20 protein-coding genes are annotated in these 23,094 nt (G+C 65.3%); 17 read left to right on the top strand and 3 right to left on the bottom strand.

Annotated features, from left to right (window positions below; translation table 11 throughout):
• The first annotated feature begins 8 nt into the window (after positions 1–8).
• From ACFO6Q_RS04045 to ACFO6Q_RS03975, 15 genes are all read left to right on the top strand, one after another.
• Positions 9–1,508, top strand: a complete 1,500-nt coding sequence (locus ACFO6Q_RS04045; RefSeq protein ID WP_380019244.1) for a PilN domain-containing protein — start codon at positions 9–11, stop codon at positions 1,506–1,508.
• Positions 1,498–2,124, top strand: coding sequence for a type II secretion system protein GspM (gspM, locus tag ACFO6Q_RS04040; protein WP_380019243.1), 627 nt, complete (start codon positions 1,498–1,500; stop codon positions 2,122–2,124). The genes ACFO6Q_RS04045 and gspM overlap by 11 nt, the downstream gene beginning before the upstream one ends.
• Positions 2,121–2,885 carry a hypothetical protein gene (locus tag ACFO6Q_RS04035; RefSeq protein WP_380019242.1) on the top strand — a complete coding sequence of 255 codons (765 nt, stop codon included), beginning with the start codon at positions 2,121–2,123 and terminating at the stop codon, positions 2,883–2,885. Before gspM ends, ACFO6Q_RS04035 begins: the two co-directional genes overlap by 4 nt.
• Positions 2,885–5,227 carry a type II secretion system secretin GspD gene (gene gspD / locus ACFO6Q_RS04030; protein WP_380019241.1) on the top strand — a complete coding sequence of 781 codons (2,343 nt, stop codon included), beginning with the start codon at positions 2,885–2,887 and terminating at the stop codon, positions 5,225–5,227. The genes ACFO6Q_RS04035 and gspD overlap by 1 nt, the downstream gene beginning before the upstream one ends.
• A gap of 1,044 nt (positions 5,228–6,271) precedes the next feature.
• A complete protein-coding gene (locus ACFO6Q_RS04025) occupies positions 6,272–6,886 on the top strand; it encodes a hypothetical protein (RefSeq protein WP_380019240.1) in 615 nt (204 codons plus the stop codon).
• A gap of 275 nt (positions 6,887–7,161) precedes the next feature.
• Positions 7,162–7,572, top strand: coding sequence for a hypothetical protein (locus tag ACFO6Q_RS04020; protein ID WP_380019239.1), 411 nt, complete (start codon positions 7,162–7,164; stop codon positions 7,570–7,572).
• 176 nt (positions 7,573–7,748) lie between these two features.
• A complete protein-coding gene (locus tag ACFO6Q_RS04015) occupies positions 7,749–9,218 on the top strand; it encodes a hypothetical protein (protein WP_380019238.1) in 1,470 nt (489 codons plus the stop codon).
• Between the two features lie 152 nt (positions 9,219–9,370).
• Positions 9,371–10,732: a hypothetical protein gene (locus ACFO6Q_RS04010; protein WP_380019237.1), complete on the top strand. Its 1,362-nt coding sequence runs from the start codon at positions 9,371–9,373 to the stop codon at positions 10,730–10,732.
• Between the two features lie 115 nt (positions 10,733–10,847).
• A complete protein-coding gene (locus ACFO6Q_RS04005; protein WP_380019236.1) occupies positions 10,848–11,810 on the top strand; it encodes a peptidylprolyl isomerase in 963 nt (320 codons plus the stop codon).
• A gap of 150 nt (positions 11,811–11,960) precedes the next feature.
• Entirely contained in the window at positions 11,961–12,731 is a 771-nt protein-coding gene (locus ACFO6Q_RS04000) for an ABC transporter permease (protein WP_380019235.1), read from the top strand.
• Entirely contained in the window at positions 12,728–13,933 is a 1,206-nt protein-coding gene (locus ACFO6Q_RS03995; protein ID WP_380019234.1) for an ABC transporter ATP-binding protein, read from the top strand. Before ACFO6Q_RS04000 ends, ACFO6Q_RS03995 begins: the two co-directional genes overlap by 4 nt.
• Positions 13,930–14,847 (top strand): class I SAM-dependent methyltransferase, encoded by a 918-nt coding sequence (locus tag ACFO6Q_RS03990; protein ID WP_380019233.1) that lies wholly within the window; start codon positions 13,930–13,932, stop codon positions 14,845–14,847. Before ACFO6Q_RS03995 ends, ACFO6Q_RS03990 begins: the two co-directional genes overlap by 4 nt.
• On the top strand, positions 14,844–16,709 hold the full coding sequence (locus ACFO6Q_RS03985) for a hypothetical protein (protein ID WP_380019232.1): 1,866 nt from the start codon (positions 14,844–14,846) through the stop codon (positions 16,707–16,709). The genes ACFO6Q_RS03990 and ACFO6Q_RS03985 overlap by 4 nt, the downstream gene beginning before the upstream one ends.
• A gap of 16 nt (positions 16,710–16,725) precedes the next feature.
• The gene (locus ACFO6Q_RS03980) at positions 16,726–17,634 is read left to right on the top strand and encodes a glycosyltransferase family 2 protein (protein WP_380019231.1); all 909 of its coding nucleotides are present in this window, start codon (positions 16,726–16,728) and stop codon (positions 17,632–17,634) included.
• A gap of 155 nt (positions 17,635–17,789) precedes the next feature.
• On the top strand, positions 17,790–18,473 hold the full coding sequence (locus tag ACFO6Q_RS03975; RefSeq protein WP_380019230.1) for a hypothetical protein: 684 nt from the start codon (positions 17,790–17,792) through the stop codon (positions 18,471–18,473).
• 70 nt (positions 18,474–18,543) lie between these two features.
• Here ACFO6Q_RS03975 and ACFO6Q_RS03970 read toward each other — a convergent pair whose 3' ends face one another.
• Positions 18,544–20,490, bottom strand: coding sequence for an OPT family oligopeptide transporter (locus ACFO6Q_RS03970; protein WP_380019228.1), 1,947 nt, complete (start codon positions 20,488–20,490; stop codon positions 18,544–18,546).
• Positions 20,491–20,663: 173 nt separating this feature from the next.
• Between ACFO6Q_RS03970 and def the strand changes: the two genes are divergently transcribed.
• A complete protein-coding gene (gene def / locus ACFO6Q_RS03965) occupies positions 20,664–21,194 on the top strand; it encodes a peptide deformylase (RefSeq protein ID WP_380019227.1) in 531 nt (176 codons plus the stop codon).
• Positions 21,195–21,458: 264 nt separating this feature from the next.
• On the opposite strand, the gene ACFO6Q_RS03960 is transcribed toward def, so the two are convergent.
• Entirely contained in the window at positions 21,459–21,962 is a 504-nt protein-coding gene (locus tag ACFO6Q_RS03960; RefSeq protein WP_380019226.1) for a hypothetical protein, read from the bottom strand.
• Between the two features lie 23 nt (positions 21,963–21,985).
• Between ACFO6Q_RS03960 and ACFO6Q_RS03955 the strand changes: the two genes are divergently transcribed.
• Positions 21,986–22,150: a hypothetical protein gene (locus ACFO6Q_RS03955; protein WP_380019225.1), complete on the top strand. Its 165-nt coding sequence runs from the start codon at positions 21,986–21,988 to the stop codon at positions 22,148–22,150.
• Here ACFO6Q_RS03955 and pyrF read toward each other — a convergent pair.
• Positions 22,134–22,961 (bottom strand): orotidine-5'-phosphate decarboxylase, encoded by an 828-nt coding sequence (gene pyrF, locus ACFO6Q_RS03950; protein ID WP_380019224.1) that lies wholly within the window; start codon positions 22,959–22,961, stop codon positions 22,134–22,136. The genes ACFO6Q_RS03955 and pyrF overlap by 17 nt on opposite strands.
• Positions 22,962–23,094 lie beyond the last annotated feature (133 nt).

Genomic DNA, 23,094 nt, shown 5'->3' with positions numbered 1-23,094 from the left:
AATCCGCCGTGAATCCTGCCCTCGACAGACAACTCGCGCGTCTGCGGACGCGCCTTGCCAAGACGCCGCTGCCGGGATTCTTCGCCTGGTGGGGGCGCGAACTGCTCGCCTGCCTGCCGGAACGCTGGCGCAAGGTGCTGACCGAGCGTTCCGAATCGCTGCTGCTCGACCTGCGCGGCGAGGAGATTGTGGTCTGGCGCGAGCACGGTGCGGGAATCCGCGAATACGCACGCATCCGCCGTGACCTGCCGGCGGAGGCGCAGGTGGCCGAGTTCCGGCGCCTGCGCGAGGCGATCGACGATCCGATGGTGCGCGCCGTGTTCTGCATTCCGGCCGAGCGGGTGCTCACGCGCACGCTGAGCCTGCCGGCCGCGGCCGAGGACAACCTGCGCCAGGTGCTCTCGTTCGAGATGGACCGGCAGACGCCGTTCAAGGCCGACCAGGTCTATTTCGACAGCCGGGTGATCGGCCGCGACGCGAACGGCCGCAGCGTGCAGGTGGAGCTAGTGCTGATTCCGCGCGCGCAGCTCGACCAGGAGCTGTCGGCGCTGCCGGCCGGGGCCGCCGACCTCGATGCCGTCGACAGCTGGAAGGGCACGCCCGGCAGCGGGCGCCGGCACACCAACCTGCTGCCGCCGGAGCGCCGCGCGCGCCGGCGCGACATGCGTCTGCCGCTGAATCTCGGCCTCGCCGCGCTCGCCGTGATCCTGCTCATCGTCAACATGAACGAGTCGCTGGCCAACCGCGCCGCGGCGGTCGAGTCGATGCGCGCGGAGGTCGACAAGGCCGGCGTCGAGGCCAAGCAGGTCGCGGCGCTGCGCAAGACGCTGGCCGATTCCATTTCGGGAGCGAACTTCCTGACCGACCGCAAGCGCAAGGGGCCGCTGACCGTCGCGCTGATCAACGACCTGACCGAGCGCGTTCCGGAAGATACCTATCTCGAACGCCTGCAGATCGAGAACAAGCAGGTGCAGCTGCAGGGCCAGGGCCAGGAAGCGGCCAAGCTGATCGCCCTGCTGGCCGCCTCGCCGTGCCTGGGCAACCCGGGTTTCCAGGGCCAGGTGCAGCCGGATGCGCGCACCGGCAAGGAGCGCTTCCAGATCAATGCGGAGCTGAAGGAATGCGATCCGGCTCCGGCGCCGAAGACTGCGGCAGCGGCCGCGCCCAAGGGCGCCGCTGCCAAGCCGGCGGAAACCGGCAAGCCGGAGGCGGCCAGGCCGCCGGCCGGCGCGAAGGCGGATCCGGCCAAGCCGGCCGCGAAACCGGCGGCCAAGCCGACAGACAAGCCCAAGACCGTCCTCGACGTGCCGCCGGCCAACGATCGCTCGAAGAAGCCCGGGTCCGCGCCGTCCGCCGAGGACAAGCGCGGTTCCGCCGCGAATGCGCCCAGGCGCCCGCCGCCGAGCCGGGCCGCGCAGGAGAAGGCGGCACAGGAAAAGGCCGAGCGCGACAAGCGCGCCGCCGGCAACGATCCGGGCAAGGACGCGGAGGCCGTGCGTGAAGACTAGTCGCTTCCAGCCCAAGGACGGCCGCTTCCTCGCGATCGTGCTGCTCCTGATCGTGCTCATGCTGGTCTATCTGATCGGCGTGCACTGGTGGTTCGTGGCACCGCACCTGCAGTTCCGCGCGGACATGCGGGACCTGCGCGAGCAGCAGCTGCGGTTCCGTCAGACCACGGCCGAGAAGCCCGAGATCGAGAAGCGCCTGGCCGAGGTCAAGGATTACGAGCAGGGCAATCAGGCGTTCCTGTCCGAGGCGGATGCGAATGCCGCGTCGGCTGCGCTGATCCAGCGCCTGAACCAGTCGCTGAAGGACCATGCCAAGGACGAGAAGCGCTGTCAGAGCGTCGGCACGCAGAACTTCAGCGGTCCGGACGACGAGGTGTACAAGCGCGTCACCGTTCAGGCGCGTCTGAAGTGCGACCTCGAACCGCTGGCGGCGATCCTTTACGATCTGGAGAACGGGAAACCCTACCTGTTCGTCGACCAGGTGATGATCTACAAGCAGCAGACCTACACGCCGCCGGGCGCGAAGACGGTGGCGAGTCCGCTCGACGTGCGCTTCAACCTGTCCGGCTATCTGCGTCAGGCCGGCGCCAAGGCGGCGAAGGGGGGCGGCAAATGAACGTACAGACCGCCCGTCTCGTCACGAACGGTCTCGCCGGCGTCTGCGGCGTGCTGGCGCTGCTGGCCGTGGTGCAGTACGCCGGCTTCGGTCGCGGCTACGGCTGGGCTCCCGACTCCGAGGGCGAGGCGAATCACTCGCAGATCGGCGCGATCGACAGCAAGCCGGTGCAGCTGCCGTCGGCATCGGCGTTCGCGAGCATCGAGGAGCACCCGCTGTTCAACGAGGACCGCCAGCCGACGCCGGTGAGCGCCGGCGACGGGGAGGGTACGGAAGAAGCCGCGCCGCCCAGTCCGCTGAACATCGCGCTGACCGGTGTCATTCTCGACGACGCCAACAACGTGCGCATCGCGATGGTGCAGGACAAGTCCCGGAACCAAGCGGTGGCCCTGCGGGTCGGAATGCCGCTGGAGGGCGAACAGGCGAGCTGGACCCTGGTCGACGTCAAACCGCGCGGCGTCGTGTTCAAGAGCGCCGCGAACGAAACGACCGAGGTTGCACTGGAAACTTCGGTCGTGCAGCCCGCGCCGCCGAAGCCGGCGCCGCGCGCACCGGCCAGGCCGGCCGCCGGCGGCAAGGCGCCGGCGGTACCCGGCAAGGGAGCCGCCGGCGGTGCCAAGACCGGCTCCAATGCGAAGGAAGACGCGTCCGGCAGCAGCGCCGATCTGGCGCGTCGGATCGAAGAGCGGCGTCGGCAGATGCGTGAAGATGCCGAACGCCTGCGCAACGGCGGGAACAAGCCCGCGACCGAGAAGAAGTGATGGAGAGCCACGTGCGATCGAGAACCCCGACATTCCTGACCGTCCTCGGCCTGGCCTTGCTGGCCGGCTGTGCGACACCGGGCAAGAAGGAAGGAAAGCGCGACGGCGACATCCTGACCGCGGAGACGATCCTGAAGCCTGCTCCGCCGATGAAGGCCGACGACAGCATCAACGGCATCTCGGTCACCCCGGACGTGAAGTCGAATCGCCCGCCGCCGAAGCCCGAGATCGATCTCGGCACCGGCAAGTTCGTCAATCCGCAGCCGGCGGCGAAGGCGCCGAGCGGCGAGGGGCAGGTCACGTTCAACTTCGAGAATCAGCCGGTGCAGGCGGTCGTCAAGGCGATCCTCGGCGACATGCTGCAGGAGAACTACACGATTGCGCCGAACGTCGGCGGCAACGTGACCTATTCCACGTCGCGGCCGATCCGTCGCGAGGACGCGCTACCGGTGCTGGAAATGCTGCTGTCGTGGACCGGCAACGCGCTCGTGCGCGAGGGCGGCCGCTACACGGTGATGCAGGCGAAGGACGCGATTCCGGGCAAGCTCACGCCGCGCCTGGGCGCTTCGCAGCAGCCCGGCTATGGCCTGCGCATCTTCCCGCTCAAGTACATCTCGGCCAGCGAGACGGCCAAGCTGCTCAAGCCCTACGCGAAGGCGGATGCGTTCGTACAGATCGATCCGAACCGCAGCCTGCTCGTGCTCGCCGGCACGCCGAGCGAGCTCGACAACTACCAGCGCACGATCGACACGTTCGACGTTGACTGGATGCGCGGCATGTCGATCGGCGTGTTCACGCTACAGCACGTCGAAGTCGCCAAGATGATCCCGGACCTGCAGAAGCTGTTCGGCACCGAAGGCGAGTCGCCCCTGGCCGGCATGTTCCGCTTCATGCCGATCGAATCGACCAACTCGATCGTCGCGATCACGCCGCAGCCGGAATACCTGAAACAGGCCGAGGAATGGCTGTACCGCCTCGATCGCGGCGGTGCCGAGAATTCGGTGCAGTTGTACGTCTACAACGTCAAGAACGTGAAGGCGCCGGATCTGGCCGACTATTTGAGCCAGATTTTCCTCGGCGCTTCCTCCGGTACGTCGCGTCGTAGCAGCACGTCGGGGAGAGTCGGGCAGGGCCTGCGGCCGATGACCGTCGGTGGCATCGGCGGAGCAGGGGGTTCCGCGATGAACTACCAGAACTCGTTGCGGCAGCAATCGGCGCAGGAGAAGAACGCGCCGGCGACGACTCCAAGCACCACCTCGACGCCGACAAGTGGGGGTGGAACCGGCTCGAAGAGGGAAACCGACATCCGCATCTCGGCGATCGAGGAAAACAATCAGCTGATGATCATGGCGACGCCTTATGAATGGGAAAGCATTCAATCGGCGATTCGCAAGCTCGACGTGGTGCCGCTGCAGGTGCAGATCGAGGCTCGAATTCTCGAGGTGGTTCTCAAGGGAGACCTCAATCTCGGAGTGCAGTGGTATCTCGGCGGTCTGATTGGTACTGCTACAGGATCCGTCGGAAACGGTACGGATTACGATGCTCGGTTCCGCGGCAACAAGCAGGACAGGCACAGGTCTCAAGTTGGTGCTACGGGAGCGATCGCTCCGTACAACAATGGTGCCGGGGGTTTCTACTACTCGTTCCTCAACAGGAATTTTGAAGTGGCGATCAACGCACTCGAGTCGAATGGTACGGCGAAGACGCTTTCCGCTCCCTCGTTGGTTGTAGCGAACAACCAGGAAGCGCAGATCAACGTGGGTCAGCAGATTCCGGTCACTCAGACTTCCGTTGCCGGCTTCGGAACGACGGCGACATACAACAGCGTTCAATATCTCAACACCGGCGTGCAGCTTTCCGTGACGCCTCGCGTCAATCCGGGTGGATTGGTTTACCTGGATGTGCAGCAAGAGGTGAGCAGCCCGGGAATCCCCGCGACGGGAACCAACAACCCACCGATCAATCAGCGCCAGATCCAGACGCAGGTTGCCGTTCAGAGCGGCGAAACCGTTTTGCTGGGCGGGTTGATTTCAGAGTTCACCAACGAACAGGCAAACAGTCTTCCCGGTGTGGCGAAGATTCCGATCCTGCGCAGCTTGTTCGGAAATTCGACCAATCATCGCGATCGCACCGAGCTGATCGTATTGATCACGCCGCGTGTCGTGTCGAGTGTCGACGAGACGCGCCAGATGACAGTGGATTACAGTCGTCAGTTCGAGTCGCTGGCGCCGTTGCGAGTTCAGGGCGATGCAGATTCACGTCCGGCACAACCGGAATCGCCATCTCCCACGCCGGCGCACACTTATCCCGTTCCTCAGAACGCAAAGCCGCAAGAGGATTGATCGTGCGGGGGGAGGGGGCGTCTAGATCCCATGTGAGCTGGGTGAGCAGTTGATTATAACTATAAGAGGTTAACTTCTGCTGTGGGGGTGGTTGTCTCAATACAATCCAAGGGATCAGCGATGAAATACATTTCCTGCGCTTTAATTTTATTATTACTGTTATTTTTCTCCAGGGAATCTCATGCGGCAGAGGAGGCCACCATATGTTACGGAAGTGCTTTGCCGCAGGGGTGGCTTGTAAAGAGCACGGATTGGGATCCTACTGCCTGTGGCGGTACGAACGGAATATATGGGAATGTATTAACGATAGTTCGATATGATAATTTGCCAGTCGGATCGCAGTTGACTGTTTGCGCGATTTCAAGCGCGCCACCAGGGTGGCAAATCAACTCCACGGAATCCGCTCACTTGGTCTGCAATCCTTCGGGATTTGCAAATGTCTCTAAATTGTCTCATGTGCAGTGCGTCGGGCAGCCGGCTAGTACATGTTATGGGACCGGTTCAATTACGGCGGCGCCAAATCCTGTCATTATTCCCTATGGCCAGGACAAGGGTACGACGCAGATATCGTATAGCACCTTTGGGACTCTGAATAATTTGGCTTGCGTCTGGGTGAGTCAGAATGGAGGGGGGCTCCAGGTTGCTGCATGTGCATCCGGAAATTCTGGCGTTCTTTCGTGGCCTTATGTGCCCGTTGGCGGCAATAGTCGCTTTGTTGTTACGTCCTCGGGAACTTCAAATAGTCCGGAATTGGCTTCGATTATTGTTCGGGGGCAGGCGGCAGCACAGCCTTCATTGAGTGCCAGCCCGAACCCGGTGATCGTTCCTTACGGTCAGGCAAACGGGAGTACGGTTGTCAATTGGAATGCCCCCGCATATCCTGGTGCGTGTGTGTGGATCAGCAACAATGGCGCGACGCCTACGCCCTGGACTTGTGGCGCCTCTACAGCAGGTAGTGGGACTTGGCCTTACATTCCGTCAGGAGGCAATACCAAGTTTATTCTGACGCCCAGTAATTCAACGCCCAGCTCCGCTTTGGCTACCATGACGGTGAACGGCATAGCGGGTGCGCAGCCCACTTTGAAGCTGGTGCCGAAGTACAACCTCGTACAGACGGGCCCGTCGTCCGGCAACGTGCTGATCCCTGCCACGGCGTCTCCGACGTCCGGTCCGTTCACCTTCAGCTGGAACGCGCCGGGATACCCGTCGCTGGATCTGCAGGGACAGGTCAATGGCGGGGCGTGGCTGAGCCCACTCAATATCCCTGCATCTGGAACCAGTGACCAGCCGATATCGCTCGGCACCACCTATACCTACAGGTTGCTGCCTCGCGGCGCGACGTCGCCGATCCTGGCGACCCTGTCGGTGAGTGGCGTCGCGGCTCCGGCTCCGACGTTCAGCATCAGTCCGGCGCACGTCGTGGTTCCTCCCGGGGCCAATGAGGGCAGCTTCACGTTCACGTGGAATGCCCCGGGGTACGAGTCCCTGGATCTGGCCGGTCAGGTCAATGGCGGTGCGTGGGGTGCGCCGTTCGCGATCTCGAAGTCGGGCTCGTCGACTCAGCCCATTCCTGTCGGAACGACATACAACTATCGTTTCTATCCTCCGGGAGACACGGTGCACATCATCGGAACGCTCAGCGTGAGCGCCAGCCGCTGATTGCGCTACGTCGCCGCAGCGACTTGCAGCACGCAGTGCTGCAAGTCGTTTCGGTCGAAAGTCCAGGTTCAGTGGGTGGATAACCGGAACATGACGGTCGCGAAAGAACTGGAAATTGGTCGCCGGGCTGGTGGGCGCTACAATGGGTGGTTTGGTGGCCGTGCAGCTTCCGCGTGGCGTACTGACCTCGAACATCGTTCCCGGTGCGCGGCACCAGGTCTCGCGTCGGCAGAACCTTTCACCAGCAGACGTCAAGCCCCAAGAGGACACTTTGCGTGACCGCTAATTTCTTCAAAGCCCAAGGTGGCCTCGCACTGCTCGGCGTGCTGCTCGCCGTGGCGGGCTGCACGGACAAGTCCAGTCCGGACACCATCGATCGCCGCTCGGTCGAGCGCTGGAACTACCTGATCGCGCATCAGGCCGAGAAGGCCTACGACTACCTCACGCCCGGCTTCCGCCAGACGCAGACGCGCGAAAACTACGCGGCGGCGATGAACTCGCGGCCGGTGCAGTGGAAGACGGTCAAGTTCAACAAGAAGGAATGCGACGCCGACCGGTGCAAGGTGACGGTCGACGTGACCTATGCGGTCACGCTCGGCGGTGGTGCGGTCGCCGATATGACCTCGTCCCGTTCAGAGACGTGGCTGCTCATCGACGGAGAATGGTTCCTTCTCCCAAGCGGTTGATTTGCTTGTGGAAACTGTTCGTTTCGGCAGGGGATTGCGTGGTTGTTTCCTTTGCCTTAACATGGCGGCGCTGTTGCCTAACCTCGCCCTCGCCCGCCGGGCATCCGTTTGCATCATTCGGAGTGAGGTTGGCGGTAAAGCAAAAAAGCCCTGTGGTCAAATTTAGGAGTGTTGCGATGAAGAGAAACAGCTTGACGACCGCCGTCGTCGCCGGTATCGCCGGCGTCGCTGGCTTCGCGGGCCTGGCGAACGCTGTCGACCTGAATCCTGATGGTCTCGGCCAGGTTCTTATCTATCCGTACTACACGGTCAATAAGGGCCAGGACACGCTGCTGTCCGTGGTCAACACCTCGAGCATCGGTAAGGGCGTTAAGGTCCGCTTCCTCGAGGGCTACAACAGCCGCGAAGTGCTCGACTTCAACCTGTTCCTGTCTCCGTACGACGTGTGGACGGCGGGTATCACGGCGAAGGGCGACGAGACCACCGGCGGTAAGCTGATCACGTCCGACAAGAGCTGCGTGTACCCGGAGACGGCTGCTGGCGAGAACATCCGCACGACCGGCTTCAGCTTCCGTACGGCGGCGTTCGACGGCGGCTATGCTCCGTTCCCGCTCGACGGCGGTCCGAAGGACATCACGCGTACGCGTGAAGGCTACTTCGAGATCATCTCGATGGGCGACATCCGTCCGGGCAGCGCTCTCGACGACGCGACCCTGCACGCCCAGACCGGTGTGCCGAACGAAGGTACGCCGAGCTGCACGAACAGCGTGATCAACAACAACGCCGGCACCTACCTCGACGCGCCGACCGGCGGTCTGTTCGGTTCGGTTGGCATCGTGAACGTCGACGAAGGTACGTACTTCACGTACAACGCCGATGCGCTCGATGGCTTCACCGACACGCCGCTGTTCTCCGGTTCGTCGCTGCTGACGCCGTCGCTGGCTCAGGCCAACAACAACGCGTCGACCGCGCTGGGCGCTCTCGCCTACGTCTTCACGGGCGGCGGCACGCTGGTCCAGCTCGACTACGCGGACGGCATCGACGCGGTCAGCGCGGTGCTGACGGCCAACAACATCTACAACGAGTACATCGTTTCGGATAACGTTGGTTCGAACACCGACTGGGTCGTCACCTTCCCGACCAAGCGCTTCTACGTCGACACCTACTACACCCTGGGTGCCGGCGCGATCCCGCCGTTCGTGGAAGAGTTCGACGGCGAATCGAACGTCGAGATCGGCATCGTTGTGTATGACCGCGAAGAAGGTCACGGCACGACGCAGGACGACATCTCGCCGCCGATCAGCTCGCGCCCGAACTCGCTGCCGTTCGAAGTGAACGTGATCAGCTGGCTGGCCGATACGGGTGCGGGTGAGCCGTCCGGTGTGTTCGGTTCGTTCCTGCGTCCGAACATCCCGCCGTATGCCGATACGGGTTGGGCGTCCTTCGACCTCGCTTCGGGTGACGGCGGTCATGCGCTGCGTCCGGACGTGGCGGGCAAGGTGCTGCACGGTCTGCCGGTCACCGGCTTCATGGCCTACAGCCTGGTCAACAACAACGTGCAGAACGGCGTTCTGGCCAACTACGGTGGTCTGTTCCGTCACCGCGCCAGCCGCAGCTGCACCGTTGCTGGTGCCGCTTGCTCCTGATCGGTTGAAGGTAAAAAGTAAGTTCCAGAGGGGGTCGCATTGCGACCCCCTTTTTTTTGATGCTACGCATGTCTCAGATGTGGCTGGCGTGCCGCTTGTCAGGGGGGGTACAATCGCGCGCCAACCCCCTCCCAGCAGTCGAATAACACTCCATGTCATCGAAAATGCATTCAGTGATCTTCCGGAGCGCGCCCCTGATGGCCGGCGCAATGCTCCTGGCCTCCGGATCGTCGGCGCATGCGCAAGCCGTCGTCCGCATGACCACGACGCAGCAGACCAGCTGTGTCGCGACCACCGACGCCAGCGGGCTCCAGCTTGTTCCTGGAAGCACGGATTTGCAGGCGACCGGCGTCAGTCTTTCCGGTACGGGGTGTGGGGGCTCCGGAGGCCAGACTGACGATTACCAGGTTGCCGTCACCGCTCCGCCCACGGCGACGGTCGGTGGTTCGTTCAATGTCACCTGGTCGGCCTCATCGGCGGCCACATCCTGCACCTACGGCGGATCGACGTCGGGTGTGTCCGGATGGAATGTCGGAGCCAGCGCGTGTACGGGGGCGGCCTGCGCGGGTTCGCATAATGTTCCGGTGACCATCACCTCGTCCGGTGCCTACACGTTCGGCGTGACGTGCACGAATTCGACCGGCACGGCGAGCGCCGGCGTGAATGCCGGCGTCGGTGCTCCGACTCCGGCGAACTTCGCGCTCACCGCTCCGACGAGCGTCGGTGTGAACGAGCAGTTCCAGGTTTCCTGGGCCGTTCAGAATGCGACGAAGTGCGTAGGAACGGCGACCAAGGACGGCGCTGCCGTGACCTTGAGCGGCTGGACCACGGTCGAGACGACCAGCTCGCCTCGCAACGTGACGGCCTCGCAGGAAGGGTCTTACGTTCTGTCCATGCGCTGTGAGAACACGGCAGGCTCCGTGACGAGCCAGAATGCGACAGTTGCCGTTACGCAGAACACGACTTCCTGTCCTGCCGGATTGCAGAACATCGGAGATCTCGCTTACAGCGTCAATTTCAACGATGCACCCACCAATCCCAAGAACGTCGACTTGACGCAGTTCAAGAACATCTGGGGCCGCAAGTCCACGTCCGACACGATCGTCGATTTCCCTGGTGTGAATTTCTACGCGATCTTCAAGACGCTCGACAGGACGAAGTACATCAGCGCCAAGTTCCGCGTGCCGGCGAACGGGCTCAACCCCGCCACGGTCGGATCCTTGAGCAAGGGTGAAAACTACATCGGTCCGTACGTCACGACGTCGATTAGCACCACCTGCGGCGAATTCAATCAGGCGAACATTGCGCCTTACTGCCTGACCACGAACCGTGGTGCCGCGGGCGCCGTGCTCGCGAAGTGGAAGCTCACCACCGGGTCGCCCGGAGTATTCGCCTGCGCTCTCACGCCTGGGCAGGAGTACTACCTCAATATCAAGGTGACGGATCCGGCCGCTCCGAACGCAGATTGCGCGGGCAACATCTGCAAGATGAACGTGCAGAATCGTTCGCAATAGCGCGAAGGCCCGAATTTCGCAGCTTGGTTTCAACACACCTCCGCGTCACTCGAGCCAGAGCTCGAGCGACGCGGAGGTTGTGCTTTATTCATTCCGCTGATTCGAAGAGATGTTCATGAGCATGATTTTGCGCTCCGTTATGGTTGTCGGCGCAGGTATGGCGATGGCGTGGACGCTGTTCGCGTCTGCGCAGGACGTGGCGAAGGGAAAAGACGACTCCAGTGCCGTCGTTGCGAGTCAGGGGGGAGTGAGCATCACCCTCGGCGAGCTGGACGCGTATGCGGCCTCCCGCATTCCCGAAAAGGACCGCGCAGGGTTCTTCAACAGCCCGCAGCGTATCGAAATGCTGATCACCAACCAGCTGGTGCAGAAGCAGATGGCCGCCGAAGCGCGCAAGGCGGGTCTGCAGAACGATCCCGTGGTCAAGAGCCAGATCGAACTCGCAGCGGACGAAACCTTGAGCAAGGTTCGTCTCGAGCGCCTGCGCAAGGAGATCAAGGTGCCGGACTTCAGCGCCATGGCCAAGGAGGAGTACTCGGCGCGGAAGGAAAAGTATGTGACGCCGGGCAGGTTCGACGTCAAGCACGTACTGATCACGACGAACAACCGCACCGATGAGGAAGCGAAGGCGCTCGCTGAGACGGTGGAGAAGGAAGCGAAAGCCAATCCGGACCAGTTCGACGCCCTGGTCGAGAAGTACTCCGAAGATCCGAGCAAGACCGCCAATCTCGGCTTGATGTCCCAGGTGGACAGTGGTCGATACGTCTCCGAATTTTCGGATGCGGCAAAAGCCCTGAAGAATCCAGGCGACATTTCCCCGATCGTGAAGACCAAATTCGGTTATCACGTCATCAAGTTGATCGCGCGCACCCCTCAGCAGCAGCGATCCTTTGCGGACGTACGCGAGGAAATCATCTCCCGCATGTCGAATGAGTACGTCGACAAGCAGGTCAAGAACTATGCCGATCAGCTGCGCAATCAGAAGATGGACGCCAATCCGGACGTCGTCGCTTCGCTGCGCGATCGCTACGTGAAGCAGCCGCCGGCCAATGCTGCCGCGCCGGCCAAGACGCCTTGAGCGGAATCGCCATGACGAGGTCGCGCGGCGCTCGTTCGCTGCGATGACCCGGCCCGAAGCGTCGAGACCGCATCCGCTCGACGCTCCGCGGACGACGAAGCGGATGCGAATCCGCTGTGCGGAGCGTCATTTCGGGACTGGCCAGGATCCATGTTCGCTCCGACGCTGATTTCGCGCTTCTTCCGTCGTGAGCTGAGCAATCGCTTCGCGGGCAGCCTCTCGGGCGGGTTGTGGGCGCTGCTGCAGCCCTTGCTGCAGCTGGCGATCACGAGCTTCGTCTTCGTGCACGTGTTCAAGGCGCGCGTCCCCGGCGCCGACAGCCCCGGCTACATTCCTTTCCTGGCCGTCGCGTTCTGGCCGTGGACGGCTTTCGCGGAAGCCGTGCTGCGTTCGACGACGGCGATCCAGGACAACGCCGCACTGATCGGCAAGGTGGCTCTGCCGCGCGAGATCCTCGTCGTCGCCAGCGTGGCGTCGAGCTTCGCGATCCACATCGTCGGTTTCCTCGCCGTCGTACTCGTGCTGGCGGCCCTGGGCTACGGCCTGCAGCTTGGTCATGTCCCGCTCGCGCTGCTGCTCTACGTCCCGCTGTTCGCGCTCGCGCTCGGCTGCGCCCTGCTGTGCGCGGCGGTGCAGGTCTTCGTGCGCGATCTCGTGCAGGCGCTGGGCCAGATCCTTCCGCTGCTGATGTTCACGGCGCCGATCTACTACGCGCGCGATCTGCTTCCCGAACGGTTCCGCGGGATGATCGACTTCAATCCCTTCACGTTCTACGCCGAATCGTTCCGCGTCGCGCTGCTCGACTACGGCCAGTTCGACGCGACCAGGCTGGCTGTCGCGCTGCTGACGGCGCTGCTCGCGCTGCTCGTGGGCCATTGGACGTTCCGCCGCCTCGATCGCCACTTCGAGGACTTCCTGTGAGCGAGCTGCTGGTCGAGGCGCAGGGTCTTGGCAAGGCCTATCCGAAGGTCCATCGCAGCAGCGATCGCCTGCGCTCGCTCGGCCGCCTGCTGTTCAGCAGCCGGGGCGCCGAGCGGATCAGCGTGCTGCGCGACGTGGATCTGCAGATCCGCCGCGGCGAATCGCTCGGGCTCGTCGGCGAGAACGGCGCCGGAAAATCCACACTGCTCAAACTGATCACCGGCGTGCTGACGCCGACCACCGGCAGCGTGCGCGTGCGCGGCGAGATCGGCGCCCTGCTCGAACTCGGTGCGGGCTTCCATCCGGAATACAGCGGCCGCGACAATGTCGCGATGGCGGCCGCGCTGCACGGCCTTTCCGGCACGGAGCTGCGCGAGCGCCTGCCGGAGATCATCGACTTCGCCGACATCGGCCAGTACATCGACGAACCGGTCAAACACTATTCGTCCGGCATGGTCGTGCGCCTGGGCTTCGCGGTCATCGCCACGCTCAAGCCCGACCTGCTCGTCACCGACGAGGTGCTCGCGGTCGGCGACGAATCGTTCCAGAAGAAATGCGTGCAGTGGATCGAGAACTACCTTGCCGGCGGCGGCACGCTGATCCTCGTCTCGCACAGCATGTACCACATCCAGAAGCTCTGCCGGCACGCGTGCTGGCTGCGCGGCGGCGAGATCGCCATGCAGGGCGACGTGTTCGACGTGACCCAGGCGTATCTCGCCTATCACGAGCGAAAATCCGCTTCGGTGGCCGAGCGCCGCGAGATCGCGCAGGCGGGCGTCGAATTCAGCGTGATCGCGGTCGCGGTGAACGACGACGAATCGGAGCGCCCGGCCTTGCTGGAGTTGGGCGACGCATTGCGTATACGCGCACGCGTGCGCTCGCGTGACGGCCGCACGCCCGGCGTGATGGTCGGCATCGTGCGCGCGGACGGGACGGCGGTCTACGGCACCAGCACCGAAATCGACGCGGTGGCGCCCGAGCGCGTCGCCGAAGGCGAGTACCTGTGCGAGCTGCAGCTCGACGGACTCCCGCTGCTGCCGGGAAGCTATCGCATCCGCGTGCATCCGATGGACACCGAAGGCGTGCGCATCTTCGACACGATCGAGCGCAGCTTCGTCGTGCGCGGCGCCTCGCGCGAATTCGGCCTGGTGCGCCTGGCCCATCGCTGGAATCACGTCTGCGCAAACGGCTCCGGATCATGAGCGGCGAACAGAACCCACTGCCGTTCACCGGCGAACGTTTCACGCCCGAATGCGTGCGCGAGATCTGGTACGAACACTGGCATCGCTACGCATTCGCCCGGCCGCTGGCCGCCGGCAAGCGCGTGCTCGATGCCGCCTGCGGCGAAGGCTACGGCTCGGCCCTGCTCGCCGACGTGGCCGCCGACGTGATCGGCGTGGACGTCGACGAGGCGACGATCGGCCACGCACGCATGCGCTACGGCGCCAAGCCGCGTCTGCGCTACGAGCGGGCCGATGCGACGAACCTGCCGTTCGCGGACAAGTCCTTCGACGTGATCGTCTCGTTCGAAACGCTGGAGCACCTCGCGGCGCAGGAAGAACTGCTGGCCGGCTTCGCCCGCGTGCTCGCGGACGACGGCGTGCTGGTCATTTCCTCGCCCGACAAGCGGACCTACAGTGAGGCGGCGGGATTCCGCAACGAATTCCACGTGCGCGAGCTCTACCGCGAGGAGCTGCTCGCGCTGCTGAAGCCGCATTTCCCCCATATTCGCCTGTACGGTCAAAAGCTGCTGTTCCAGTCCGTACTGTGGACGCTGGACGGGGCCTCCGGCCGCAGCGAGACCTGGACCGCGGAGCAGGAAGGCGCGATCGCCGCGGGCCTCGGCTACGAGCCGATCTACTACGTGGCCGTCTGCACCCGCGGGGAGCTGCCGCCGGACCTGCCGGAACACTCGTTCTTCGGCGACCGCCGGGAAGCGGTGTACGAGCACTACAATCACGAGATTCGCAAGAACATGGGTGCCGGCGCGCGCATCGCCGAGCTCGAAGCCGAGCTCGCGCGACTGAAGACCCAGGTGGAAGAAAGCCGATCGCCGCAAGCGACCGCCCCCCGACGCGCCTGGCCCTGGTGGCGTGGCAAACGACCGAACGAATGAGCACAGAACTCAACTACCAGATCGACTACGGCAGCTTCGCTGCCACCCCGCAGCGGACGCGGCCGGATCCGGATGCGCCGTTGTACGCGTCCGAGGACGGCGTCGTCGCCTCGCTGTCGAACAACGAATGCATCTTCCAGGTCAAGCGCAACGGCGACACGCACGTCATGACCTTCCAGGTGCTGCAGGCGCTCGACCAGAGTCGCGAGTTCCGCACGCTGGACGAGCACGTCGCCCGCGTCATGGCGGCCGTGCCGGGCCTGCAGGCGCAGCGCGAGGGCGTGGCGCGTGTCTTCGAAGGCCTGATCGCGCGCGGGCTGATGCTGTCCGACCGCGGCTTCCTCGATCGGCTGGCGCGGGCCGGCTCGCGCGAACCGGCGCCGATGCGCGCCGTGTTCATCCGCGCGTGCGATCGGCCGGCGCAATTGGAGCACCTGCTTGGTTCGCTGGCCGAGTACGAGCGCCGTTTCCGCGCGAACCGTCACTACGTCCTGCTCGACGATTCGGCCACGCGCGAGGCGGCGAACCGGCACCGCGACCTGCTGCGCGAGTTCGCGCGTTCGTCCGGCTGCAAGCTGACCTACATCGGCAGTTCCGAGCGCGAGCGCCTGATCACGCGCCTCGCCCGCGCCGTGCCGAAGGCCGCCACGATCCTGCCGCATCTGCTGGGCGGGACGAGCGACGGCGCGCGCTTCGGCGGCGGGCGTGGCTGGAATCTCGCCCTGCTGCTGTCGGCAGGTGCCCGCCTGACCCTGTTCGACGACGATCACCGCCTGCCGCTGCGCCGCGCCGAACGCGCCAGCACCGGGCTCGATCCGAATCCCTCGTCGCGCGCGAGCACGCAGTTCTATCGCAACATCGAGAACGCGCTCGGCGCCGGAGAGGAGATCGACGTCGATCCCTTCGAACTGCACCTCGCGGCCGTCGGCCGACCGCTCGGCGCGCTGACCGGCGGCACGGAGTACGCGATCGAGCGCAATGCATTGCGCGGTCTGCCGCTGAGCCGTCTGGATCACCTCGACGGCGATGCCCCGATCCTCGCCACGCATCACGGCAGCTACGGCAGTTCCCGCTCCGAATCGGGGACGTGGCTCTACCAGCTCCCGCCCGCCGAGCGCGCCGAGTTCGTGCGCGACAGGGACAGCTACCTGCGCAACGTCGAACTGGGCAGCATCTGGTACGGCTATCGGCAGGCGCGCGCGGCGATCGCCGCCACGTTCACGCCGTTCGCGCTCGACAACACCGTGATGCTGCCGTGCACGAATCCGTTCGGTCGCGGCGAGGACGCGCTGTTCTCGCAGGTCGTGCGCCTGTGTCATCCGAACGCGCTCACGCTGGAGCTTCCGGTCGCGATCGGTCACGTGCAGGAGGGCCAGCGTTCGCGCTCGGCGCGCACGCTGGCCGCCCATACGCCGCGCTTCAACTACTTCGTCACCGACTTCGTGCAGCGCCAGCTGTCGGAGTTCTACGCCGAGGCGCCGGCGCAGCGGCTGCGCCTGCTCGCCGCGCACCTGCGCGACGTCGGAGCGGCCAGCGAACGCGGCCGCCTGCATCAGCTGCGCGAATACCTCGCCTACGTGCGCGCCGACCTGATCGAACGCCTGCAGCAGCAGTACGACGGGGCGCAGGACGCGCCGGTCTACTGGCAGGCCGACGTGCGCTCGATCATCGAAGCCAATGGACGCGCGCTGATCGCCAAGGGTGCGCCGCGCCTGGGCGACTGGAACGAATCGGTCGACGCCGCCGCCTGCGCGACCCTGCTGCGCGAGGAAACCTCGCTGCTCGCCGACGCCTACGAGGCGTGGCCGGACCTGTGGGAGCACGCGAGCGAGCAGGGCGAACGCCTGCTCGGCGCAATCTGAGTCCGCAGGGGGCGGCATGCCCGACGTCGTCCCCGGCCTGACTAGCATCGTCGTCGTCGCGGCCGACAGCGGCCCGCTGCTGGCGAAATCCGTCGGCACCGCGCTGGCGTCGTCCGTCCCGGTCGAGGTGATTCTGGTCGACAACGCCTCGAGCGACGGCGAAGTCGAGCGCGTCGCCGCGGAACACGTCGCGGACGCGAGACTTCGCCTGCTGCGCAACGGCGCGAACCTCGGCTTCGGGCCGGCCTGTAATCGTGGCGCGGCGACGGCGCGCGGCGACGTGCTCGTATTTCTCAATCCCGATTGCGAGCTGCTCGGGGACAGCATCGGCGGCATGCGCGAGGCGTTGCACGCGGATGACCGGATCGGCTTGCTCGGGGTCGCGGTCTGCAATGCGGACGGTACGCCGGCGCGCGGCAACCGGCGTCGCGACCCGACCCTGCGGCGCGCATTGGCGAGCCTGAGCGGACTGGCGCGCTTCGAGTCGCGCTGGCCATCGCTGCAGGGCGTCGAGATGCCGCCGTCGCCTGCGGGGGGCTCCGGAGTGGAGTTCGTGGAAGCCGTTTCGGGCGCCTGCATGGCGATGCCGCGCGCGGTTTTCGAGTCGATCGGCGGTTTCGACGAGGGCTACTTCCTGCACGTGGAAGACCTGGACCTGTGCCGCCGCACGCGCGACGCCGGGTGGCGCGTCGCCATGGCCGGCGATTTGCGCATCGTGCATGCGCAGGGTTCGTCGAGCCGCTCGCGTCCGGTGTTCGTTTCCCGCCACAAGCACCGCGGCATGTGGCGCTATTTCCGGAAGTTCGATTCCCTCGCCGGCAATCCGTTGGCGAGCGCCGCGGTCTGGTTCGGCATCTGGTCGCATTTCGCCGTCGTCGTCGCCGTGCATCCGTTGCGCTCCGCGCTCCGCGCCCGGCGCAGCTGAGCGGCTCTGAACTTTTCGTTTACGTGCGTGATGCAAAGATCGCGCGCGGCGCGCCGGGTACGATGGTCGCCGGCCTGAGCCATGAGCGCGTCGGGGCGCGCTGCAAGCGGATTACATCAAATTTCGTACTTGTGGCCCTGCGAGGGAGGTTTCAGATGGATCGAATCGGAACGAAAACGGCTGCCGTCCTGTCGCTCGTGTTTGCCTTGGCGCCGCATGCCCATGCGACGGAAGAGCAACAGATCACGGCGATACAGGACTACTACTGCGCGGCACAGGAAGCCACGTCGGACACGTTCTTCCGCAGCTCCTTCGACTATTCCGATCTGCGTCAGGAGTTCTCGAATCTCGCCTACACGGTGACCCTGCTTCCCGACGTGAGAGCCAACGTCAACAACTTCGACGAGGTGTGGGGAAGGAGTTCCGCAGGTCAGCCTCCCGGCTCGTGGCCCGGCGTCAATTTCTACACGGTCTTCAAGAATTTCGAGCGGAACAAGTTCGTCTCGGTCAAGTTCCACGTGCCCGCCGGCGTGGATCCGACGCTCAGTGGAGCCTTCTTCCACGGCGAGAACTATCCCGGCCCGAATCTGACCACCGCCATCAGCCCCGTCTGCGGCGACTTCGCGCCGGTGGCGCCCTACTGCCTGACGACCAATCGGGGGCCGAGCGCGCGGATTGCCGCCTGGAAGATCAGCACGGGCAATCCGGCGGTCAATGCCTGCGCGCTGACGCCGGGGCAGGACTACTACATCAACATCGTCCTGACGACGCCGGACGCGTCCCACCCCGATTGCAGCGGCAATCTGTGCAAGGTGAATGTGCAGAACACGGTGAACTGAGGCGATCGGCGCGCTGCCGTCGCCGGAACGGGCGGCGGACCGCCGCCCGTTCCTATGCGGGGATTGCGGCCTACGAAGCGTGCCGCTTCGTCGCGACCCGGTACAGCAGCCAGCCGATCAAGGCGAGCACCACAAGGCCCACCCACTGGTTGAAATGCAGCGATGCCGGCAGCGCGAGCACGTCGGCGCGCTCGCTGACGACGATCGGGATCGCGATCGCGATGCCCATCAGCGCCTCGCCGGTGATCAGGCCGGCGGAGAACAGCGTGCCGGGACGATGCACGCGGTCGCGCTCGGCCTCGTTGTGCGGATCGATGCCGTGACTGCGTTCGACGAAATGCGCGATCAGGCCGCCGAGGAAGATCGGCACCATCAGTTCCAGCGGCAGGTAGATGCCGATCGCGGCGGCGAGCACCGGCACGCGGAAGTGCGACTTGCGCGACTTCAGCCATTCGTCGAGCGCGATCACCACCGCGCCGATCACGGCGCCGATGCCGATCATCGTCCACGGCAGGTGGCCGCCGAACATGCCCTTGGCGACGGACGCCATCAGGGTAGCCTGCGGCGCGGCCAGCGGATTGGGGTGCTCGGCCGTCGGCGCGCCGATGCCGTAGGCGGTGGCCAGCAGGTTCAGCACCGGCGCCATGATCAGCGCGCAGGAGAAGGCGCCGATCGCGAGCATCACCTGCTGCTTCCACGGCGTCGCGCCGACCAGATAGCCGGCCTTGAGGTCCTGCAGGTTGTCGCCGCCGACCGCGGCCGCGCAGCAGACCACGGCGCCGATCATGATCGCGGCGACCGCGCCGATCTGCGAGTCGCGGCCCATCAGCGCGACCAGCACGAGCGAGGCGAACAGGATCGTCGCGATGGTGATGCCCGACACCGGGTTGTTCGACGAGCCGACCAGGCCGGCCAGGTAGCCGGAGACCGAGACGAACAGGAAGCCGGCCACGATCATGATGATCGTCATCGGAATGCTCACGCCCCAGTTGGAGACGATCGCCTGGTAGAGCAGGGCCAGCGGCACCACGAAGGCGACCAGCGCCACCAGCATCCACTTCATTGGCAGGTCGCGTTCGGTTTCCGCGACCACCCCGCCGCTGCCCTTGCGCGCGGCGGCCAGGCCGCTGCGGATGCCGGAGGCGAGCGATTTGCGCAGCGAGAACAGGGTCCACACGCCGCCGATCAGCATGGTGCCGACACCGAGATAGCGCACCTGGGTGCTCCAGATCGCGAAGGCGGTGGTGACCGCGTCCTTGCCTGCGAGCTGCGCGGCGAGTGCGGTGTTGCCGTCGAGGAAGAACGCGTTGTACAGCGGGATCGCGATGTGCCAGGACAGAATGCTGCCGGACAGAACGACGATGCCGACATTGAGGCCGACGATGTAGCCGACGCCGAGCAGGGCGGGCGAGAGATTGGTACCGAGGTAGGCGATGAACTTGCCGACGTACGTACCGCCGGCGGCGGCGTCGGGGATCATGCGCAGGCCGCTTTCGGCGGCCAGCTTGACGAAGGCGCCGATCGCGCCGGACAGGCCGAGGATCTTCAGGCCCGGGCCCGGATTCTCGCCGGCCTTGAGGACTTCCGCGGCGGCCTTGCCTTCGGGAAACGGCAGCGGGTCCTCGACGATCATCGAGCGGCGCAGCGGCACCGAGAACAGCACGCCGAGCAGGCCGCCGAGGCCGGCGATCGCCAGCACCCAGGAATAGCGGAAATCCTGCCAGTAGCCGAGGATGACCAGCGCCGGGATCGTGAAGATCACGCCCGCGGCGATCGACGAACCGGCCGAGGCGCCGGTCTGCACGATGTTGTTTTCCAAGATCGTTCCGCCGCCGAGCAGGCGCAGTACGCCCATCGACACGACGGCGGCCGGGATCGCGGTCGCGATGGTCAGGCCGGCGAACAGGCCGAGGTAGGCGTTCGCCGCGGCGAGGATCACCGCGAGGATGACGGAGAGGATCACGGCGCGCGCCGTGAGCTGCGCGACGGGCTGGGTCGCGACGGGTTGGGAATTCATGCACTGCCCCTTGCAGGTGATGATCGCGCGAACAGCACCGCGCGGTCCGCTGCCGTATCAAAGCACAAGCCCCGCCGGGCGTCACGCGGCGGGCGTCCGTACGCCGGCGCAGGTGCACCGCAGTACGGCGGGCTGCGCGATAATCCGACGATGAAGACCGGGCGGGCGACCGCATGATTCACGAAATCCTGAAGATGGGCGATCCGCGGTTGCTGCGCGTGGCGCAGCCGGTCGAGCAGTTCGGCACGCCGCAGCTGCGCGAGCTGATCGCAGACATGTTCGACACCATGCATGCCGCCGGCGGTGTCGGCCTGGCCGCGCCGCAGATCGGCGTCGACCTGAAACTGGTGATCTTCGGCTTCGACCGCAGCGAGCGCTATCCCGACGCGCCGGCGGTGCCGCGCACGATCCTGCTCAATCCCACGCTCGTGCCGCTGTCGGACGCGCGCGAGGAGGGCTGGGAAGGGTGTCTGTCGGTGCCGGGCCTGCGCGGCGTGGTCGAACGCTGGTCGTCGATCCGCTACACCGGCTTCGATCCCGACGGCGTGCCGATCGACCGCGTCGCCGAGGGTTTCCACGCCCGCGTCGTGCAGCACGAATGCGATCATCTGATCGGCAAGCTGTATCCGATGCGGATCACCGACTTCTCGCGCTTCGGCTTCGCCGAGGTGCTGTTTCCGGGCGTGGAACTCGGCGACGATTGAGCAGCTTTCACCTCTCCCGTTACGGGAGAGGTCGACGCGCGCAGCGCGGCGGGTGAGGGAAGCGTGGTGAAGCGCCGCGCAAGAGCGCCGTCACCCCAACCCTCTCCCGCACGTAAGAGAGAGGAAACGGCATGCGCCTTTAAGCCCCGACTTTCACCGCTCTGAAATGACGGATCTCCTCGCGCAGCACCCGCCGTCGCTTCGGTAGCGTCCCGCCGCTCGCATGGGTTGCGGGGTTCATCGTCGGTTGGCTACAGGGCCGCATCAGCGGCCGGCAATGACGAAGTTCCATACGCCCTGCAAGGCGATCATCAATGCCCCCATGCCGATCAGGCCGGCGCGGGCCGGGTGGCGCAGGTCGGGCGAGCGGGCGTACAGCAGCAACCCGAGGGTGATCACGGCGCTCTCCAGCAGGAAATCGGCCCACGGCGTCGCATAGAGATACAGTCCGGTGCTCGGGCCATCGGGCCATACCGGCATCCGGCTGGTGAGGTAGTCGGTCGCGGTATGGGACAGCGCCAGCAATCCGACACCCAGAGCGAGCGTGCCGTTGCGGTATATCAACGCGGTGGCGAGCGCGAAGGATATCGCCGCGCCGACCGCACCGGGCAAAGTATGCGAGATGCCGCCGGTATCGAGGGCCGGCATCAATCCGGCAAGGGCGTCGTACAAGTCGGGTGCGATGGAAGCGAACAGCAGCCATACCAGAGGCAGCGGTCGCAGCCAGCGGCGCGCACCGAGCGCGATGCCGAAGTGGCCCATGTACATCAGCGCGGTTTCCGCAGCAGCCGATGATGAATCAGGCAGATGACACCGCCGGGTACCAGAAAACCCAGCAGCATCAGGACACTCGATGCCGCATTCATCGCGTGCCCGTGCGGGCGGCTGGAGCGGTCGCGACGGTGCCGCGCGAGCGCCTTGTGCTGCGCCTGATGGCAGTCATCGGTAACGATTGATCGTTTCGCGCAGGTCCTGCGCCGCGGCTCGCGCCGCGGCCGCAAAGTCCTCGCCGCTGCCCGCATAGAGAATCGCGCGTGAGGAACTGATCATCAGCCCGCCACCGTCCGCGGTCCTGCCGTTCTTGACGACCGCCGCGACGTCGCCGCCCTGGGCGCCGACCCCGGGCACCAGCAGCGGCAGGTCGCCGACGCGGCGACGCACGTCGGCGAGTTCTTCCGGGTAGGTCGCGCCGACCACGAGGGCGCAGTTGCCGTTGGCGTTCCACTCGCGTGCGACGATTTCGGCCACGTGCTGGTACAGCTTGCGTTCGATGCCGTCGCCGCCGCGCACGAGGAGATCCTGCAGGTCGCGCGCGCCGGGATTGGAGGTGCGGCAGAGCAGGATCACGCCCTTGTCGGCGCGGTCGAGGAACGGCTGCACCGAGTCGCAGCCCAGATACGGATTGACCGTGACCGCATCGGCGCCGTAGCGGTCGAACGCCTCGACGACGTAGTTCTGCGCGGTCGAGCCGATGTCGCCGCGCTTGGCGTCGAGGATCACCGGCACGCCGGGATGCGCGTCGTGAATATGCGCGATCAGGCGTTCCAGCGCGTCCTCCGCACCGTGCGCGGCGAAGTGCGCGATCTGCGGTTTGAAGCAGCACACCAGATCCGCGGTCGCGTCGACGATGGCGCGGCAGAACGCGAAGATCGCATCCGGGTCGCCGCGCAGCGCGGCGGGAAACTTCGCCGGCTCGGGATCGAGGCCGATGCAGACCAGCGAGTCATTCCCTCGCCGAGCGGCTTGCAGCGATTGCATGAACGTCATCGAAATTCGCCCGTCATTCTTGCCGCCGTCATGCCCGCAAAAGCGGGCATCCATGTCCGCCTTGACCGGAGGGGATGGATTCCCGCTCGACTCGCCCCGAGCGTCCACCCTCTGACCGGCTTCGCCATTCGCT

Source organism: Dokdonella ginsengisoli (assembly GCF_042652785.1).
Taxonomy (GTDB): domain Bacteria; phylum Pseudomonadota; class Gammaproteobacteria; order Xanthomonadales; family Rhodanobacteraceae; genus Dokdonella_A; species Dokdonella_A ginsengisoli.
Note: the sequence above shows the minus strand (reverse complement) of the source record. Positions and strands in the feature narration are given on the sequence as shown.

What these genes read in the sequence shown, in the direction of transcription:
- ACFO6Q_RS04010 (WP_380019237.1), top strand. Translation starts at nt 9,371, where the DNA reads ATGTCATCGAAAATGCATTCAGTGATCTTCCGGAGCGCGCCCCTGATG.
- ACFO6Q_RS04015 (WP_380019238.1), top strand. Translation starts at nt 7,749, where the DNA reads ATGAAGAGAAACAGCTTGACGACCGCCGTCGTCGCCGGTATCGCCGGC.
- ACFO6Q_RS03960 (WP_380019226.1), bottom strand. Translation starts at nt 21,962, where the DNA reads ATGTACATGGGCCACTTCGGCATCGCGCTCGGTGCGCGCCGCTGGCTG.
- ACFO6Q_RS03985 (WP_380019232.1), top strand. Translation starts at nt 14,844, where the DNA reads ATGAGCACAGAACTCAACTACCAGATCGACTACGGCAGCTTCGCTGCC.
- ACFO6Q_RS04005 (WP_380019236.1), top strand. Translation starts at nt 10,848, where the DNA reads ATGAGCATGATTTTGCGCTCCGTTATGGTTGTCGGCGCAGGTATGGCG.
- ACFO6Q_RS03980 (WP_380019231.1), top strand. Translation starts at nt 16,726, where the DNA reads ATGCCCGACGTCGTCCCCGGCCTGACTAGCATCGTCGTCGTCGCGGCC.
- ACFO6Q_RS04025 (WP_380019240.1), top strand. Translation starts at nt 6,272, where the DNA reads ATGACGGTGAACGGCATAGCGGGTGCGCAGCCCACTTTGAAGCTGGTG.
- gspD (WP_380019241.1), top strand. Translation starts at nt 2,885, where the DNA reads ATGGAGAGCCACGTGCGATCGAGAACCCCGACATTCCTGACCGTCCTC.
- ACFO6Q_RS03990 (WP_380019233.1), top strand. Translation starts at nt 13,930, where the DNA reads ATGAGCGGCGAACAGAACCCACTGCCGTTCACCGGCGAACGTTTCACG.
- def (WP_380019227.1), top strand. Translation starts at nt 20,664, where the DNA reads ATGATTCACGAAATCCTGAAGATGGGCGATCCGCGGTTGCTGCGCGTG.
- ACFO6Q_RS03975 (WP_380019230.1), top strand. Translation starts at nt 17,790, where the DNA reads ATGGATCGAATCGGAACGAAAACGGCTGCCGTCCTGTCGCTCGTGTTT.
- pyrF (WP_380019224.1), bottom strand. Translation starts at nt 22,961, where the DNA reads ATGACGTTCATGCAATCGCTGCAAGCCGCTCGGCGAGGGAATGACTCG.
- ACFO6Q_RS04035 (WP_380019242.1), top strand. Translation starts at nt 2,121, where the DNA reads ATGAACGTACAGACCGCCCGTCTCGTCACGAACGGTCTCGCCGGCGTC.
- ACFO6Q_RS04000 (WP_380019235.1), top strand. Translation starts at nt 11,961, where the DNA reads ATGTTCGCTCCGACGCTGATTTCGCGCTTCTTCCGTCGTGAGCTGAGC.
- ACFO6Q_RS03955 (WP_380019225.1), top strand. Translation starts at nt 21,986, where the DNA reads ATGATGAATCAGGCAGATGACACCGCCGGGTACCAGAAAACCCAGCAG.
- ACFO6Q_RS03970 (WP_380019228.1), bottom strand. Translation starts at nt 20,490, where the DNA reads ATGAATTCCCAACCCGTCGCGACCCAGCCCGTCGCGCAGCTCACGGCG.